Genomic DNA, 16,464 nt, shown 5'->3' with positions numbered 1-16,464 from the left:
GACTTGCCGATGTCCGGATGCAAGTCGAGCACGATGATCACCCGCATATCGCCGATGACCGGTCACTCACATGCGCGCCGTGTGGTGCCCTCGCACGGCGCACCAGCGAGGATGCAGATCATGTTTCGGCCTTGGGGCAACGTCGTGCTCATCGTCGGTGCTCTCGCTCTGATCGTCGTCTCCCTCGTCGACGTCAAACGGCGGCGACGGCGCGGGGAGCAGGGCTGGACGACAGGTCACAAGCTGGGAGTCGTGTCCATGTCCCTCGTCGTCCTGTCGCAGGCTCTACCCCTGATCTAGTCGCACGGTCATCCCGCGCTCAGCGCACGATCACGGCTGGTCGAGAACGCCCGCATCTGTCGATGACCGAGGTCAAGATGGCACTCCACGGCCCACCGCAGCTACCGTGATCAGGTCGTCCACCTGGTGAGCGGCAGCGCCCGCTGCCCGGCTACGCCGAGACGGCAAAGGAGCACCGTGAGCGGCACGGTCCACGACTACCACCGCCTTGACCAGCTCAACGTCTTCGACCACGTCCGCTGGCGCGGACCCGACGAATTCGCCCGCCGGCTCGGCCTGCAACCAGACCACCCCGGGCAGCTCCTGTGCGCCGATGAGACCCACGCCGTCATCGACTGGGTCGACGTCCCCGGCATCGGCCGCTACGACGGCCGCTTCGACCCCCACTGGGTCGAACGCATCTCCGAGCAGGAGTACGAGCAGGCCGCGCACCAGCTGCGCAGTCGATGGCCCGGCTTCGACCTGAGCGAGCGCGACGTGCGCGCCGCCTGGACCCAGAACCGCTGGATCGGTCCGGACGACCCGTTCCTGCCCGATACCCGGGTGAAGTGGATCGGCGACCAGCAGGCTACCGACCACCTGGGTCTTCAGCCGGAGCACCCGGGCACCGTCCTGAGCAGTTCGGAGAAGCACGCCATCGTGCACTGGGTGGACGCCGAGGGGATCTTCGAGCACGAGGGCGTCATGGATCCCGGCCACCTGGAGGCCATCGACGAGGAGGACTTCCAGCGACGTGCGCAGGTGTTGCGCGACTCAGGTTGGCGCTGGATCTACTACAACGCAGCCGACGGCTGGGTGGACCCGGCTCTGCGAACTCGTCCTGGTGAGTAGTCGTGGCGATTGCCGTGCGCCGGTCCAAGCAACCGCACGGTCATCCCGCGGTGCGCGCACGGTTGTCTCGCGCTCAGTGCGGTAGACCACCGTGGAGCGACTACGCCGACCGTGCCGTCCCCCGCGTGCCGCAGCGGGCACCGACGTCCTCACATGCCGGCGTCGGCGATCTTCCACGCTTCAGCGTCGGTGTTGCGGACCAGTTGATACCCCCACGCGGTGGGACCGTCCGGCATGCTCTCGTCCGCACCGTGCAGGGTGAACCTCACCGGCACGTACACCGCCTGCTCGTACCGCCCCTCGGCCGCGGTGCCCTCCGGTGACTCCGCCACCGCGTCGAGGACTTCGACGTCCTCGATGCTCGGAGGGTCACCGGCCCAGCTGTCGCGTTCGGAGTACGGAGCGGTCGTCAGCGACACCGCAGCGGACTCGTCGTCCTCCTGCAGAGCGCCGAGGTAGCTGCGCACCACGTCCTCGGGGGTGGTGTCCGCGCCGACCGAGGCCGCACCCGACGGCTGCGTATCTGCAGGAGGTCCGCCGCACGCGGTGAGGACGGCGACAGCCGTGATGAGGGGGCTGACCAGGAGCGGCTTCTTCACCCTCCACGGTGTAGCACCACGAGGTGACTGTCCGCAGTCGACGAGGAAAGGCTCCACCTCGGAGGCACGCTCTGGGCACCAGCCGTCGACACCTCGTGCTCGACGTCACGGTCATCCCGCCGCCCGATTGTCATTCCGCGCGTCCTCAGCGAAGCAGCTTCCGTCGGGGTGCGTTGCCTGGAAGGGTTGACGAGTGACAGACGAAGGCAAACCTGGTGCCCGATCGAACCGGCGCCGCATCTGGCCGTGGTTCGTCGCGGCGGTGGTCACGGCGGTCTTGGTCGCTGAGCTTTCAGACAGCTTTGGATGGCCGTGGTGGGTGCGGGGGGTGCTGTTCGGTGGGTGCATCGGCGGCTTCAGTGCCGTCGGAGGTCGCCTCTGGCGTCAACGCCTGGACGACACGTACCGCTGAGGCCCCTGACTTCACGGTCATCCCGCGTTGTGCGCGCTGACGCTGGCGGCCGACGACGTCGCAGTCTTGCCGATGTCCGCCCTACCGCAGTGTCGGTCCGACGCGATAGGAACGGGCATGGGCTACCGCGGCACCTTCATCTCCGTGGCCGAGGACTGCCGGGCGAGCACCGGCGAGACACCACCCGCACGCGGCGGAAAACCTACCGTGGCCGGTCTGCAGCACACGATGCTCACCACGCGCCCGGGTCATTACACCCAGGAGGAGGTGCTGCTGGCCTCCTCACCGGTGTTCCGCTCCCGCGAGGACGTCGACGCCCTGGAGGACCTGCCCCGCGAGGAGCTGCAGCGGATGTTCGCGGAGTACTTCGTCCAGCCGCGCGCCTGCCTGCGCGCCTCCCCGCTGAGCAAGACCTACGGCTGGGGCCTGCACTACGACGACCAGGGCCGCATCACCGCCCACCCCGTGGACTCGGACGAGTACGCCCGCTTGAGCCAGGACGCCTCCCTGACCCAGCTGAGGGCGATGCGCTCACGACGCGCCGACTGAACTCGCCCCCACCCCCTACCGGCTCTCCACCGCGGCAACGCAGGACAGGACGATCGTGAGCCCGCACATCCAGGACCGGCGCCCACCGCGCTGGCTGACCCACCACATCGCCAACCCCCTGGTGCGGCGCCTGATGCTGACCCGGTTCGGCGCACGCCTGCCGGTGGCGGTGCTGAAAGTCACCGGCCGGCGCAGCGGCCGGCGCTTCGAGGTTCCCGTCGGCGTGCACGAGGTCGCCGGACAACGCCTGGTCTTCACCGACGCACCGTGGCGGCTGAACTTCCGCGGCGGTGCCGCCGCAGAACTGCTCAGCGCGGGGCAGTTGAGCGCGGTGCAGGTGCACCTGGTGGAGGACCCCGCCGAGGTGGGTGCCCTCTTCCGTGCCGCCTTCGCGGCGGGCACCACCCCGGCGCAGATCGCCATGGCCATCCCTGCCGGGTACGACCCCAGCGATGAAGAGCTCGCCGCACGACGCAGCGTGCTGGTACTGGCCTGAGTCCGAAGTCCTGGGGACCTCACGGTCACCCCGCGTTGTGCGCGCTGACGCTGGCGGCCGACGACGTCGCGGTCTTGTCGATGACCAAGCGGCGGTACATCACCGCTGTCGCGGATTCCTACGCCCCACTGCCTCGGCCCTGAAGCCGAGCGCCGGATGCCATGATCGTCAGATGGAGGAGCCTTACCGCCCCGTCGCCCTGCGGGTGGTGGCGGAGTGGGTCGAGCAGGATCCAGTCTGGGACGGCGACATCGACCACATGGGTCCCGTCGACCCGACCGAGTTCGGTGCCAGCGACGTGCTCGTCGAGCAGCTGCGGAGATGGAACAAGCGCTCCAACGCTCTGGAGGAGACCGGCTACGACTGGCTCGACGCCGAGCAGGTGCGGGCCTGGCGAGACGAGGGCTTGGGCTTGGCCTACCAGCTGCAGAACGAACTGCCCGACATCGAGATCAGCTACGCCCACGACGGTGACGACCGGCCCCTGCGGCAACGCCGCGGTCGTTGAGGGCAAGCCTCTGACCTACCGGTCATCCCGCGTTGTGCGCGCTGCCGCCGCGGCCCGCGACATCACGGTCGTGCTCGGTGCGTGGGTGATCGAGGGCACGTGACTTCGACCGTCGACGCACATCGACGTGGCTGGAGAGCTACCGGGACCGATCGGCGCGCAGCCACCGGCGCTGAACTGGCGGCACCTGAGCTCACGGCGTGCAGGGCGGGCGACCAGCCATTCCGGAGAAGCACTCGGCAACCGCCTGGAACGCCTGCTTGCGCACCAGGACACCATCGACGTCGACGACCAGGGCGAAGCCCGCCTTGTCCAGGTCGGCGGCGGGGTCCTGGCTGCGGGGGTAGCCGGGCATCGCGTAGGCGAAGACGAAGCAGCCACGGGCTCCCTCGGCGTCGTAGAGGCCGATCAGTTCACGGAGGTAGCTCGCCTGCACGGACTCGTCGCGAGGGAGGTCGCCGTCGATGCGTGGAGGGTCGCTGAACCAGTTGACGGCGTGGAAGGAACCGGCGCCGCGGTCATTCGCGCCGACGAACGCTCCACACCCGAACTCCGTGATGAGCAGCGGCCGGCCGTGATCGCGGGCCAGGGCCCGCACACGTTCCCGGTAGCCGTCCCGGTTGCGGGCGGAGCGGTAGAAGCTGACCCCGACGTGGTCGAAGACCGCCCAGTCGACCTCTTCCCACCCCGCGGCGGCGTAGGTGACCGGACCGCGGAAGTGCTCGCGGGCGACGGCGACGGATCGGGCGAGCAGGGCGTTGAGGCGGTGGTGCAGCCAGCGGCGCAGGATGCGGCGGTGGCGCACGACGAGGCGGAGGCGGATGAACGACCGCGGACCGGGAACGATCCCGGAGACGGTGTGGGAGAACTCGCTACCCACCAGGAGCACCACCCGGTGCGGGTGTTCGACGCGCAGCGCCTCCGCGGCCGTGGCGGCAGCGGCCAGCCGGTTCAGCATCGTCGCGGGCCGCAGATCGGTGGCGTCGGGACGCAGGTACACCGCCAGGCCCAGCTCCAGCGCTCTGCGCGCGCACGACACGAGGCGCTGGGGGTCGTTGCTGATCAGCATCACCGCGTTGCAGTGCAGCTCACGGCTGATCACGGTGAGGTCCCGGTCGACGTCGCCGGGCTCTGCGCCGTCCACCAGGTAGCAGACCCCGCGCACGGTCAGCACGGGGAAACTCCTGCAGCCGGGCGGTCGGGGTCGTGACCGGTGCTGCACTGCGCGGCGTTGCGCACCTGGTCATCGTCGACCGCGTCCACGCGCCCCCCTCTGGCCGTTGCCCGCCCAGGGTGTCGCAGCACCGGGTGAAGCTTCAAGCCCGCCGAGCCGGCCGTCACGCCTCGCGCTCGGTCGTGGCGCCGCGACTCTCAGTCACGACACCGCCCACGAGGTCTCGGTGGTGCGGCCGGTCGCCTGGTGCGGAGTCGTTCAGGAACTGCTCACGACCTCCGGACGATGGACGGGGTTCGATGCGGTGACCCGACGCCCATCAGAGGTCCGGCACTCCACACGCACCCAGGCACCGGCGCTGAGGTGAACCCTCCGCAGCGGGTCCAAGACCGCTGTCGATCCCGGTTCGCAGGCGCACACCGGAGCGGGGCGGACCCGGTGGGCGCGCCGCGATCCCGGCGCGACCGCCTCGTCCGTCAGCCGGCGCGACGTCGCCTCAACTCCCGGACGGCGCACCGAGGACCGAGAGCAGTTCCAGCTTCTCCTGGTCCCGCGTCCCGGGGACCGCGGTGTAGACCAGCAGCAGGTGCGACTGCTGCGGGTCCAGCAACGTCTGGCAGTGCAGCTGGATCTGACCCACCGACGGGTGCACGAAGCGCTTGACGTCATCGGGGCGGACGCCCACCTCGTGCATTTCCCACAACCGGCGCAGCTCCTCCGACTCCGCCAGGGCCAGATCGGCCAGCTCAGCAGCCCGGGAGCCGGGCCCACGGCGGGTGACGACCTCGCGCAGGTGCGAGGCGTACAACCGGGACAGGAACGCGTGGTCCTCGGGCGCGTACCGCGCTCTGGTCCCGGGGTCGGTGAACCACCGGTAGCCCAGGCTGCGGGCCGGGCCGGTCCACCGGGCGGCGTCGCCGGACAAGGCGACGCCCATCGGGGTCTGGCGCAAGGTCACCCCCAGTTCGGTGACGATCTCCGCGGGGGTGTCTCCCAGCCGGTCCAGGATGCGCAGCAGTCCGGGGCTGACGTGCTCGCTGAGGGCGCCGCGCGGCGGCGGCTGGTGCCCGGCCAGGCGGAACAGGTGATCTCGCTCGTCCAGGCCCAGGTGCAGCCCCTGGGCGATGGAGGCGATCATCTGCACCGACGGTTGCGGCCCGCGTTCGCGCTCGAGCCGGGCGTAGTAGTCCGTCGACATGTGGGCCAGGGCGGCGACCTCCTCGCGCCGCAGCCCGTTGGTGCGCCGCCGCTGCCCGCGGGGTAGGCCGACGTCCTGCGGTTGCAGGGCTTCGCGCCGTTGCCGCAGGAACTGCGCCAGTCCCGTCCTGTCGATGTCCATGGTTCTCCCTCGCCGTCCTGCGCCCTTCCTACCTGCTGCGGTCGACGCCGGCCACGGCCTGACGATCCCCCTCTCACGACTCCTCCCCGACCGTGGTCACCTCACCGTGGAACCGGCGCCGGTCGCTGGGGTGGATCGGCAGGTCCTGGATGCGACCGCGGACCCTGGCTGAGGCTGGTCTCACCGCCCCCGACCCAGGAGGACCCGTGACCCAGCGAGCCACGCCCGGAGCCGAACTCCTCGAGCACACCGGCCCGGGCCACCCGACCGGCCCCCGGCGGCCGGTCGCCAGTCCCAGCGCCACCACCCGACGCGTCCTGGGCCTGGACGAGGTCGCGGAGCGGTCCCTGACCCGCACGACGGTGGACGGAGCCCTCCAGCGCGTCGGTGGACCGGTCGGGCTGATCTCGGCCGCAGCCCCCACGACCGCCTTCGTCATCACCGAAGCCGCTGCCGGTCTCGGGCCGGCCCTGATCGCCCTGCTGGTCACCGCGGTGGCCGCCTGCGTCGTGCGCCTGGCCCGGCGGGAACCTGCCGGGGCCGCAGCGGCGGGGCTGGTGGTGGCCGCGGTGTGCGCCGGGGTCGCATCGGTGACCGGGCAGGCCCGGGACTTCTTCCTGCCGGCGATGGTGGTGCCCGTGCTGTTCGTCCTGGCGTACACCGGGTCCCTGCTCGCCCGGCGCCCGTTGATGGGCCTGATCGTCAACCCGCTCTCCGGTGGGCCGCGCACGTGGCGAACCCACCGCGGGCTGCGGCGGCTGTACACCGCCAGCACGCTGGTGGGTCTGGGGCTGGCGGGGCTGACCCTCCTCGCCCGGGTCCTCCTCTACCTCGCCGACCAGCCGGCAGCCCTGGTGGTGGTGCAGGTCGTGTCCACCACCAGCTTCGCCCTGCACTTCGCCGCGACCGTGGTCCTGGCCCGCCGCAGCGCCGACGCACCGGCCAACGCCGGCGCTGCCCACTAGCCGCCCACCGGACCACTCCCCCGGAACTCTCCCCGTCCACCACGTCGCCGCGCTCGACCTCCCTGCATCCCCACGACCGCCACCCTCGACCGTAGGAGAACGTCATGCCTCGCACTCCCCAGTTGTCCCTGCCCGACCTGTCCGGGCGCCGTGCTCTGGTCACCGGAGCCAGCGACGGCATCGGCTTCGGCATCGCCCGCCAGCTCGCCGGCGCCGGCGCCGAGGTGCTGATGCCCGTGCGCAACCGCACCAAGGGCGAGGCCGCCCTGGCCCGCATCCGCGACCAGCACCCCGCGGCCGAGGTCACCCTGCACGACCTGGACCTGTCCTCGCTGTCCTCGGTCGCCGCTCTCGGTCGCCGCCTGCAGGCCGAAGGGGCCCCGATCAACCTGCTCGTCAACAACGCCGGGGTCATGACCCCACCGCAGCGCCAGACCACGGCCGACGGGCTGGAACTGCAGCTGGGCACCAACCACCTCGGCCACGTCGCCCTGGTCGCCCACCTGCTGCCCCTGCTGCGCGCCGGCCGGGCCCGGGTCACCTCCCAGATCAGCGTGGCCGCCCGCAGCGGCTCGGTGAACTGGCCGGACCTGAACTGGGAGAACAGCTACCGCGGCATGCACGCCTACCGGTCCTCCAAGATCGCGTTCGGCCTGTTCGGCCTCGAGCTGGACCGCCGCAGCCACGCCGGGGGCTGGGGCATCACCAGCAACCTCACCCACCCCGGCGTCGCACCCACCAGCCTGCTCGCCGCCCGCCCCGAACTGCAGCGCGAACGCAACACCCCCCAGATCGCCGTCATCCGCCGGCTCTCCCGCGCAGGCGTCCTGGTCGGCACCGTGGACAGCGCCCAGCTCCCGGCCCTCTACGCCGCCACCGCACCGCAGGCTCGGGGTGGACGGCTGTACGGGCCCACCGGGCCCGGGAACCTGGGCGGCGGCCCCGGTGAGCAGCCGCTGTACCGCCCCCTTCGCGACCGAGCCGAAGCCGGCCGCGTCTGGACCGTGTCCCAGGAGCTGGCCGGGGTGTCCTTCACCACCGCTGCCTCAGCGTAGGAGTGGACGCGATCCCGTCATCGCGGGGTGCTCAGCGACGAAGCCACCGCTTCTGCGCGACCGACTGCCAGGTGGGTGGTCCCTCACCTGCGCCAGCTCGCGGACCAGGTGCCTCAACGGTGTCGCGTCGTGGCGGTCCGCGGAAGACGCGGCAGGACTTCACGGTCGTCCCGCGGTGCGCGCGCGGGCGCCGGCGGCCGACGACGTCGCGGTTCTGACGATCTCCGGGCGGTCGCCACCAGCGCGGTACTACGAGTCGCTAGCGTCGCTCCATGCGTCGCCCCACCCTCGCTGTGCTGACCTTCACGATCACCACGGCGCTGGCGCTCATCGCCGTCGCTGTCTCCGCGACCCTGCTGCCCGAGCGGGTACCCACCCACTTCGGCGCCAACGGCGCAGCCGACGACTGGGGCACCCGCACCGGCGCCGTCGCCTCCCAAGCTGCGATCACGGCAGGTCTGGCGGCCCTGTTCGCGGTGCTGGCCTGGCAGGTGCCGAAGGTGTCCTGGGAGTGGATCAACCTGCCCGGCAAGCAGCGCTGGGCTGAGGCGGGCCTGCAGGATGAGGTCAGACGCCGCCTGCGCACCGACCTGCTGTGGATGGGCAGCGCGATGGCCCTGCTCAACACCGCGCTCACCTTCTCCACCGTCGACGCCACCCGCAGCGGCACTGACCGCCTGCCGTGGTGGTTCTTCCTCGCCTTCGGCGCCTGGCTGGTGGCGATGGCCGGCTACGTGGCCTTCATGGTTCTGAGGCGCTACCGACTGCCTGAGCGTTGATGAGGTACCCCGACCGACCTCACGGTCATCGCGCGGTACGCGCGCGACGACCGCTGACGACGCCACTCTCGTGCTGAGTCCAGGTGATCGACTCCTCACTCCACGACCACCTGCACGGTCCTGCCGCGAAAGCAGCAAGACCTCCGCCCCCGGGGTGCGGCAGGGTGAGCCCAGTGAGCGTGACCCTGTGCAGCGACGTCTCCGCGGCCGCGTGGATCGACAGCACGGACCTGTCCTGGGGACGGCTGGTCTGCCTCGGCCCCGACGGTTTCGAGCGCTACGCCCGGCTGCGCTTCATCCCCGACCCCGAACGGCCCGACCAGCACGAAGGTGACGTCCTCACCACCGGTGACCCCCCTCCCGAGATCGAGCAGCTGCGCGCGGCCGCGGACGTCCTGCGCGCCCACACCAGCACCCCCGGATCCTGCTTCTTCGGGCTGTGGGACGGCTGGGGGGTGTTCCCCGCCGAGGGACCGGCCAAACCCGCCTGGGTGGTGCCGGACCGCGACTTCTTCCTCTTCCACGGCCCCCTGGACGCTCTCGGCGACCAGGAGCAGTGGCGCCCGGTGCTGCGGTCGTCCGGTCAGGGGTGGTGGCTGCCCACCCCCGCGTTCGTGTGGCCCGAGGACCGGGCCTGGTGCCTGACCAAGGACGTCGACCCGCACTACGCCGGCATCGCCGCCGCACCCGCCGCGATCGAGGACCTGCTGGCCCACCCGCACCTGGACGTCGTCCCCGCCGATCCCACGCGAGTACCGCCGCACTACTCGTGACATCTGGCCTCAACCGCAGGTACGTCCGGTCATCCCACGTTCACCGCGACGCGACCCCGCTCAGGACGCACGACGGCCGCCGAGCCCGGTAGCCCGGCGGCCGCGACGTGGTGGCCGGCTCGGCAGCCGCCTCTCGGCGAGAGGCCGCTCGAAGCGGCTGGAGGTGAGGCCCGGGGACGTGCAGCGGAACGACCACCCTCCACGAGCCGTCGCCGGGCAGCGGCATTCCCGGTGTCACGGCGCTTCACCCGGTCCGTCAGGTGCCCGCTCGCCCCGCGCTGCGGGTCGTCCGCTCAGCCGACCGCGGCGAACAGCAGACTGTCCTCACGACGCCCACGGATGAGCATGTGCGAACGCAGCAGCCCCTCCTGCTGCATCCCGATCTTGCGCAGCACCCGCTGGGAGGCCACGTTGCCCGGCCGGCACGTGGCCTCCACCCGCGCCGACCCCCAGTCCTCGCGGGCGAACCGCAGCACCGCGGCCGCGGCCTCGGTGGCGTAACCCCGACCCCAGTGCGCCCGGGCCAGGACGTAACCCATCGCCGCGCGCCGGTGCTCGCGACTGGTGATCGTCACCGAGCACGCCCCCACCACGGCCCCGGCTCCGTCACCGGTGACGGTCACCGCCCACGTCACGGAGTCGGCCCGCTCGGCTGCGGAGGCGGCGAGCACGTCGTCGACGAAGGTCTGCGACTGGGCCGCGGTGTTCGGTCCCCAGTCGGTGTAGCGGCACACCTCGGGGTCACCGGCGTAGGCGTGCACCGCCTCGACGTCGTCGGGGGTGAAAGCCTTCAGCAGCAGCCGCTCCGTCGTCAGTTCCCTCATCCTGCGACCCTAGGAGGGCGTCGAGACCGACGTCACGGTCATCTCGCGATCAGCGTGATCGTCTGGACAGGAGCAGGTCCCGCACCCGACGCCACGCCGCGGTCTCCCCTCGACGCCACCCCGTCCGGTGGAGACCGTCGAACAGGAACCCCGCCTCGGCGACGGCCTCCCGGTCCAGCTGGCCTCCCGCGAGGACGGTCTGCACGCAGCCACCTCAGCAGTCTGGCGTCTCCACCGATCTCACGGTCGTCCCGCGCGGTGCCTGCCCCGCACTCAGCAGGTGCCCTCGATCCTCGCCCGCGTGACCAACCCGTCGTACCGGTCATCGCCCTCATCGACCACCGCGGGTGGCACCACCGCACTGGACCACGGGATCTCGCACGGCCCGTCGTGTCCCGGCTCGGGGCACGAGGCCCTCGTCGAGCGTTCCTGGACCTCGAACGCCTGCTCCTCCGAGTCAGCGCACGTCTTCGTCAGTCCCGGCTCACCACCGTCGACGACGGGAGTGCCACCATGATCACCGTGGCTCCCCGGCGCTTGAGGGTCGACGGGCGCGACTGGGTGGTCGAGGAACGACCCGGCACCCCCGGCTGCTACGACTTCGACTGGCTCTCCGGTCCCGACCCCGGCTACGGCTTCACCTCGCAGACCTCCGACGGGTCACCCGTCGACGAGCAGGAGGTGCGTGACGCCATCGCCGACTCCACGGCCGGGATCAACCCCGAGACGGGCCACCTCGACTGAACCCTCGGTGACGACGACCACCTCGAGCACGTGCTCGGTGGTCCCGCGACACGGGCGCGGCCACGGCCGGCTGCGATCTCGCGGTCGTGTCGCAGACCGGGTCCGCCCCTGCGGCCGTCACACCGCCCGGACGGCGAGGACCGCGTGCGGGCGTCGTTCGCCCTCCTGGGGCCGCTGCGAGCGTTCGACCTCCGCGAAACCGGCCGGCCCCAGCAGGTCGGCCATCTCGTCCACCGGCCACCGGTACGCCGTCGTGACCCTGTGCTCGAACGGCTCGCACACCGGACCCTCGAAGAAACCCACGACCAGTGCCCCGCCGGGCGCCAGGACCCGGCGGATGCCGCCCAGGACACCGGCCAGCCGCCCGGGTTCGACGTGGATGAGGGAGTACCAGGCGAGCACCCCGGCCACGGAGGCGTCCGCGCGGGTCACGTCGGTCAGCGATCCCACCTCGAAGGGGACGCCCGGGTGGGTCCGACGCGCGTGCACGATGAACTCCGGCACCAGGTCGATGCCCACCACCTCACACCCTGCGGCGTGCAGGTGGCCCGTCAGGTGCCCCGGACCGCAGCCCAGGTCCAGGACCGGGCCGCTCAGGTGCGCCAGGTGCCGCTCGATCAGCCGCAGGTCCTCGCGGTGCACGGTCTCCACCGAGCCCAGCAGGTCGACGTACTGCTGGGCGAGGGAGGAGTAGGCCTGCTGGACGTCGCGGGAGCTCACCGCGCGCACGCTACCCAGGGCCACCGACGAGACCTCGAGCGCCGGGTGGGCCTAGATCGTCGCGACGGACCCCGAGTCCACCCGGTAGTTGCTGCCGGTGACGAAACTCGCGCGGTCGGAGACGAGGAAGGCGATGACCGCGGCGACCTCGTCGGGTTCCCCGCGCCGCTTCAGCTCCATGGACGGCCGCTCCTCGTCGAGGAAGCTCTCGATCGCCTCCGGGACCCCGACGCCCAGTTCCTGCGCGCGCTGCTCCATCATCGCGTCCGTCATGGGGGTCGCGATGAACGCGGGCGAGACGGCGTTGACGAGGATCCCCTCGCGGCCGTACGTCTTCGACAGCCCCTTGACGAGGCTGAGGACGGCGGCCTTGGCCGCGCAGTAGGGCAGTTCGTCGGGGTAGGGCTGCACGGCGTCCTCGGAGGCGAGCAGCACGATCCGTCCCCGGCCCGCGCCGCGCATCCCGGGCAGGAACGCGCGGACCACGCGGACGGCGGCGAGGAAGTCGGTGTCCAGCGTGGAACGCCAGCCGTCGTCGTCGATCTCGTGGAACAGCCCCTGCGCCCCGGTGACGCCGGCTGCGTGCACGAGGATCTCGGGTTCGCCGACGGCGGCGACGACCTCCCGATGCAGGCGGTCGACGGCCGCGGGGTCGGTGAGGTCGGCCGCCACGGCAGTCACCGGTCCGGGCAGCTCGGCCGCCGCCGCGTCCAGGGCGTCCTGACCGATGTCGGTGACGGCGACCCGGGCGCCCTCGTCCAGGAGCAGACGTGCTGTGTGCCAGCCGATCCCGGAATCGGCGCCGGTGATCAGGGCGGTTCTCCCCCGCAGTCCCAGGTCCACGGGGCCACGGTAGGCACGCCACCGCGCGGTCGCGCGCCGAACTCAGCGGGGCGCGCGCCGCCACACCGCGCGCGGGGTCACCGCCATCGCCGCCGCGAGCGCCCGCAGCGTCCCCGGGACCCAGACGGTCCCGCGGCCGGCGGTGAGGGCGGCCACGACGGCGTCGGCGACCTGGGCGGGGGTGGAGGCCAGCGGCGCCGGGGACATGCCGGTCGTCATGCGCCCGACGACGAAACCGGGCCGGGCCAGCAGCAGGTGCACACCGCTGCCGTGCAGGGCGTCGGCGAGGCCGGAGGCGAAACCGTCGAGGCCGGCCTTGGCGGAGCCGTACACGTAGTTCGCGCGGCGCACCCGGGCCCCGGCGATGGAGGAGAACACGACGATCCGCCCGGACCGCAACGGCCGCAGCAGGTTCGCCAGGTGCGACAGGACGCTGACCTGGGCGACGTAGTCGGTGTGGACGACGGCGAGGGCGTGGGCGACGTCGCGTTCGGCGCGGGTCTGGTCGCCGAGGACCCCGAAGGCGACGACGGCGTCGAGCGCGCCGTGGCGGGCCACGACCGCCGACAGCACGGCCTCGTGGGCGGCGAGGTCGTCGGCGTCGAACTCGACGGTCTCCACGGTGGCGCCCAGCGCGGTCAGCCGCGCCGACTCCGCGGTGAGTTCCGCGGACCGGCGGGCGGCGAGCACGACGGTGCGGGCTCCGGCCCGGACGAGCCGTTCGGCGACCTCCAGCCCGATCTCGCTGCGTCCACCCAGGACCAGGACGGGGTTCATCAGATCCAGCCCGCTCTCCGCGCCACGGCGACGGCCTCGTGCCGGTTCGCCGCGCCCAGCTTCCCCGACGCCGACGACAGGTGGTTGCGCACCGTCCCCGGTGACAGCGACACCTTCAGCGCGATCTCCTCCACGCCCGCGCCGTCGGCGGCCAGTTCCAGGACGTCGGCCTCCCGGGCGGTCAGGGGGCTGGCGCCGGCGGCGATGGCGTCGGCGGCCAGCGTCGGGTCGACGTAGCGGCCACCGGCGGACACGGTGCGGATCGCGTCGGCCAGCACCTGACCGGACGACGTCTTGGGCAGGAAACCCCGCACGCCGGCCTCCAGGGCCCGTTTGAGGTGGCCGGGGCGGCCGTGGCTGGTGAGCAGGAGCGTCGTGGTGCCGGGCAGTTCGGCGTGCAGGGCCGCGGCGAGCGCGATGCCGTCGGCGGGGGCGCCGGGGGCGCCGGCGGGCATCTGCAGGTCGAGGACCGCGACGGCGGGTTCCTCCTTGCGCGCCACGGCGAGCGCTTCGGCGCAACTGGCGGCCTGCCCGACGACGGTGAGGTCGTCCTGCAGGTCCAGCAGCCCGGCGACGGCGCTGCGGACGAGGTGCTCGTCGTCGGCGAGCAGGACGGTGGTGGTCACGCGATCTCCAGTCGGGCTTCGAGGGTGAACGTGCCGGGTCCGCGTTCGGTGCGCAGGTGGCCGCCGAGGGGGTGCAGCCGTTCGGCGAGGCCACCCAGCCCCGATCCGGGGGTCTGGTCGGGTCCGGGGGCCGGGACGCCGTCGTTCTCCAGCCGGACGACGAGTTCGCGGCCGCGGCGCTGCACCCGCAGGCGGCACCACGTCGCGCTGCTGTGCCGGACGACGTTGGTGACGCCCTCGCGGATCACCCACGCCGCGGCGGACCGGACCTGCTCGGGCAGGTCGTCCGCGTCGTGCTCGACGACGGAGGCGACCCCGGCGGACTCCAGCAGGGCGACCGACCCCTGGAGCTCGACCGCGAGGTCCACGGCGCGGTACCCGCGGACGACGGCGCGGATCTCCTCCAGGGAGTGCCGGGCGATGCGCCGGACCTCCTCGGCGCGGTCGGCGGCCTCGGGGCGGCCGCGGCGGGCGAGCTCGGCGACGAGGTCGCTGGTGACGGCGATGACGGACAGGTCGCGGCCGACGACGTCGTGCAGGTCGCGGGCGAACCGCAGCCGTTCCTCGGCGACGGCGAGCCGGGTCCGGTCGCGTTCGGCGTCGGCGAGCCGGCGCACGACGTCGAGCAGCCACAGCGACATCTGCAGGACGGCGGCGAAGAACAGGCCGTAGAGCACGTACAGGACGACGGTGAGGACGTCGCCGGCCAGCGGGGCGCTCGCGGCGCCCACGACGAGCACCACGACGGGGCCGTAGCGGCGGAACCGGTACCGCCCCAGCGGGATCACGGCCACCACGGCGGCGGCCGCGGCGGCGGCGTCCACGGCCGGGACACCGCGCAGGGCCACGACGCCGACCGCGTACGCCAGCACCGACCCGGCGATCCACAGCGCCAGGACCGGCCGGCTCCAGGGCCGGCGCAGCACGACCCGGCTGAGGGCGGGGGCGACGGCCAGCGCCTGCGCGCAGGAGGCGGCGGCCGCGGTCCAGGCGGCGGCCCGGTCGGCCCCGATGGCGACCCCGAGGACGACCAGCGGGGCCAGGAACACCGCGGGCACCAGCGACCAGTGGGTGTACAGCTCGACGCGCCGGGGGTCGTCCGCGGCGCGCCAGCGGCCCAGCAGGTTCACGGGGGCGACTCTGCCAGACGCCGCCGCGCGCGGGGCCGGTCGTCGACGCCGCGGGCGCGGGGCGGGAGGCTGGCCCCGTGAGACGCGCCCTGCCGTTCGCCGCCCTGGTCCTCGTCCTCGCCGGGTGCGGGTCCGCCCCCGCCGACGACACCGCCCCCGCCGAGGCGCCCGCCGCCCCGGCGGGCACCGTCACCTCGCCCGCCGGTCCCACCGCCGAGGTCGCCGGGGCGCGGTTCGCGCAGCTGGAACGGGAGTTCGACGCCCGCCTGGGGGTGTTCGCCGTCGACACCGGGTCGGGGCGGACCGTCGCCCACCGCGCCGGTGAGCGCTTCGGGTTCGCCTCCACGTACAAGGCCCTCGCCGCGGGGGCGTTGCTGGCCGCGACCACCGAGGCCGAGCTGGACGCGGTGGTGACGTGGGCGGCCGACGAGCTGGTCGTCCACTCCCCCGTCACCGGGCAGCACGTCGGGTCCGGGTTGCCGTTGCGGGAGGTCGCCGAGGCGTCCGTCACCGTCAGCGACAACACGGCCGCCAACGTGGTGCTGGACCGGCTGGGGGGCCCGGCCGGGCTGGAGGCGCGCCTGCGGGCGCTGGGCGACGGCACCACCGAGGTCGAGCACGACGAGCCGGACGTCAACGACGTCCCCCCCGGGGACGTGGAGGACACCAGCACCCCGCAGGCCCTGGCCACGACCCTGCGGGCCTACGCCGTGGACGACGCCCTGGAACCGGCCGACCGCGCGCAGCTCGTGGAGTGGCTGCGGCGGAACACCACCGGGGACGGGCTGATCCGGGCCGGGGTCCCGCGGGGCTGGACGGTCGGGGACAAGACCGGCAGCGCCGGGGTCCACGGCAGCCGCAACGACATCGGGGTCGTCTGGCCGGCCGGGGGCCGCGCGCCGTGGGTGCTGGCGGTCCTCACCGACCGCGCCGACGCCGCCGCCGAACCGGACGACGCCCTGCTGGCGGCGGCGACGGAGGCCGTCGTGGCGGAACTGGGCTGAGGGGGCGCGCCGCCCC

The 16,464-nt window shown here is 72.8% G+C and carries 20 protein-coding genes; 10 read left to right on the top strand and 10 right to left on the bottom strand.

Going from position 1 to position 16,464, the window contains the following annotated elements; all coding sequences use genetic code 11:
* Positions 1-477 precede the first annotated feature (477 nt).
* The gene (locus ACRYRX_RS12570) at positions 478-1,131 is read left to right on the top strand and encodes a hypothetical protein (protein ID WP_432512273.1); all 654 of its coding nucleotides are present in this window, start codon (positions 478-480) and stop codon (positions 1,129-1,131) included.
* A gap of 149 nt (positions 1,132-1,280) precedes the next feature.
* Here the strand turns inward: ACRYRX_RS12570 and ACRYRX_RS12565 are convergent, their stop codons facing one another.
* A complete protein-coding gene (locus ACRYRX_RS12565; protein WP_432512272.1) occupies positions 1,281-1,730 on the bottom strand; it encodes a hypothetical protein in 450 nt (149 codons plus the stop codon).
* A 484-nt stretch (positions 1,731-2,214) separates the two neighbouring features.
* On the opposite strand from ACRYRX_RS12565, the gene ACRYRX_RS12560 reads away from it, so the two are divergent.
* The 3 genes from ACRYRX_RS12560 to ACRYRX_RS12550 all read left to right on the top strand — a co-directional run bounded on the left by ACRYRX_RS12560 (position 2,215) and on the right by ACRYRX_RS12550 (position 3,695).
* Positions 2,215-2,691, top strand: a complete 477-nt coding sequence (locus tag ACRYRX_RS12560) for a DUF6157 family protein (protein WP_432512271.1) — start codon at positions 2,215-2,217, stop codon at positions 2,689-2,691.
* Positions 2,692-2,746: 55 nt separating this feature from the next.
* Positions 2,747-3,187 (top strand): grhN, encoded by a 441-nt coding sequence (locus tag ACRYRX_RS12555; protein ID WP_432512270.1) that lies wholly within the window; start codon positions 2,747-2,749, stop codon positions 3,185-3,187.
* A 172-nt stretch (positions 3,188-3,359) separates the two neighbouring features.
* Positions 3,360-3,695 (top strand): hypothetical protein, encoded by a 336-nt coding sequence (locus ACRYRX_RS12550; protein ID WP_432512269.1) that lies wholly within the window; start codon positions 3,360-3,362, stop codon positions 3,693-3,695.
* Between the two features lie 193 nt (positions 3,696-3,888).
* On the opposite strand, the gene ACRYRX_RS12545 is transcribed toward ACRYRX_RS12550, so the two are convergent.
* Complete coding sequence (locus tag ACRYRX_RS12545) at positions 3,889-4,869, bottom strand: hypothetical protein (RefSeq protein ID WP_432512268.1); 981 nt, start codon at positions 4,867-4,869, stop codon at positions 3,889-3,891.
* Between the two features lie 496 nt (positions 4,870-5,365).
* Complete coding sequence (locus ACRYRX_RS12540) at positions 5,366-6,208, bottom strand: helix-turn-helix transcriptional regulator (RefSeq protein WP_432512267.1); 843 nt, start codon at positions 6,206-6,208, stop codon at positions 5,366-5,368.
* Positions 6,209-6,414: 206 nt separating this feature from the next.
* Here ACRYRX_RS12540 and ACRYRX_RS12535 point away from each other — a divergent pair, with 206 nt between their 5' ends.
* The 4 genes from ACRYRX_RS12535 (at position 6,415) to ACRYRX_RS12520 (ending at position 9,780) form a co-directional block, all read left to right on the top strand.
* Positions 6,415-7,173 (top strand): DUF3159 domain-containing protein, encoded by a 759-nt coding sequence (locus tag ACRYRX_RS12535; RefSeq protein WP_432512266.1) that lies wholly within the window; start codon positions 6,415-6,417, stop codon positions 7,171-7,173.
* A gap of 104 nt (positions 7,174-7,277) precedes the next feature.
* Entirely contained in the window at positions 7,278-8,228 is a 951-nt protein-coding gene (locus tag ACRYRX_RS12530; RefSeq protein WP_432512265.1) for an SDR family oxidoreductase, read from the top strand.
* Between the two features lie 272 nt (positions 8,229-8,500).
* Complete coding sequence (locus tag ACRYRX_RS12525; RefSeq protein WP_432512264.1) at positions 8,501-9,007, top strand: DUF1648 domain-containing protein; 507 nt, start codon at positions 8,501-8,503, stop codon at positions 9,005-9,007.
* 173 nt (positions 9,008-9,180) lie between these two features.
* Entirely contained in the window at positions 9,181-9,780 is a 600-nt protein-coding gene (locus ACRYRX_RS12520) for a hypothetical protein (protein WP_432512263.1), read from the top strand.
* A 293-nt stretch (positions 9,781-10,073) separates the two neighbouring features.
* Here the strand turns inward: ACRYRX_RS12520 and ACRYRX_RS12515 are convergent, their stop codons facing one another.
* Together ACRYRX_RS12515 and ACRYRX_RS12510 are read right to left on the bottom strand one after the other, a co-directional pair.
* Positions 10,074-10,604, bottom strand: a complete 531-nt coding sequence (locus ACRYRX_RS12515) for a GNAT family N-acetyltransferase (RefSeq protein ID WP_432512262.1) — start codon at positions 10,602-10,604, stop codon at positions 10,074-10,076.
* Positions 10,605-10,653: 49 nt separating this feature from the next.
* Entirely contained in the window at positions 10,654-10,809 is a 156-nt protein-coding gene (locus ACRYRX_RS12510; protein ID WP_432512261.1) for a hypothetical protein, read from the bottom strand.
* A gap of 317 nt (positions 10,810-11,126) precedes the next feature.
* On the opposite strand from ACRYRX_RS12510, the gene ACRYRX_RS12505 reads away from it, so the two are divergent.
* On the top strand, positions 11,127-11,348 hold the full coding sequence (locus tag ACRYRX_RS12505) for a hypothetical protein (RefSeq protein WP_432512260.1): 222 nt from the start codon (positions 11,127-11,129) through the stop codon (positions 11,346-11,348).
* A gap of 117 nt (positions 11,349-11,465) precedes the next feature.
* On the opposite strand, the gene ACRYRX_RS12500 is transcribed toward ACRYRX_RS12505, so the two are convergent.
* From ACRYRX_RS12500 to ACRYRX_RS12480, 5 genes are read right to left on the bottom strand one after another with little or no spacing between them, the layout of a single operon-like run.
* Positions 11,466-12,092: a class I SAM-dependent methyltransferase gene (locus tag ACRYRX_RS12500; protein WP_432512259.1), complete on the bottom strand. Its 627-nt coding sequence runs from the start codon at positions 12,090-12,092 to the stop codon at positions 11,466-11,468.
* Positions 12,093-12,119: 27 nt separating this feature from the next.
* The gene (locus ACRYRX_RS12495) at positions 12,120-12,911 is read right to left on the bottom strand and encodes an SDR family NAD(P)-dependent oxidoreductase (RefSeq protein ID WP_432512258.1); all 792 of its coding nucleotides are present in this window, start codon (positions 12,909-12,911) and stop codon (positions 12,120-12,122) included.
* 42 nt (positions 12,912-12,953) lie between these two features.
* On the bottom strand, positions 12,954-13,691 hold the full coding sequence (locus ACRYRX_RS12490) for an SDR family NAD(P)-dependent oxidoreductase (protein WP_432512310.1): 738 nt from the start codon (positions 13,689-13,691) through the stop codon (positions 12,954-12,956).
* Positions 13,688-14,314, bottom strand: a complete 627-nt coding sequence (locus ACRYRX_RS12485; RefSeq protein WP_432512257.1) for a response regulator transcription factor — start codon at positions 14,312-14,314, stop codon at positions 13,688-13,690. Before ACRYRX_RS12485 ends, ACRYRX_RS12490 begins: the two co-directional genes overlap by 4 nt.
* Entirely contained in the window at positions 14,311-15,444 is a 1,134-nt protein-coding gene (locus ACRYRX_RS12480; protein ID WP_432512256.1) for a sensor histidine kinase, read from the bottom strand. The genes ACRYRX_RS12485 and ACRYRX_RS12480 overlap by 4 nt, the downstream gene beginning before the upstream one ends.
* 77 nt (positions 15,445-15,521) lie before the next feature.
* Between ACRYRX_RS12480 and bla the strand changes: the two genes are divergently transcribed.
* A complete protein-coding gene (gene bla / locus ACRYRX_RS12475; RefSeq protein WP_432512255.1) occupies positions 15,522-16,448 on the top strand; it encodes a class A beta-lactamase in 927 nt (308 codons plus the stop codon).
* Positions 16,449-16,464 lie beyond the last annotated feature (16 nt).

Origin of the sequence: Kineococcus lubricus, from assembly GCF_050871965.1 — a bacterium.
GTDB lineage: Bacteria > Actinomycetota > Actinomycetes > Actinomycetales > Kineococcaceae > Kineococcus.
Note: the sequence above shows the minus strand (reverse complement) of the source record. Positions and strands in the feature narration are given on the sequence as shown.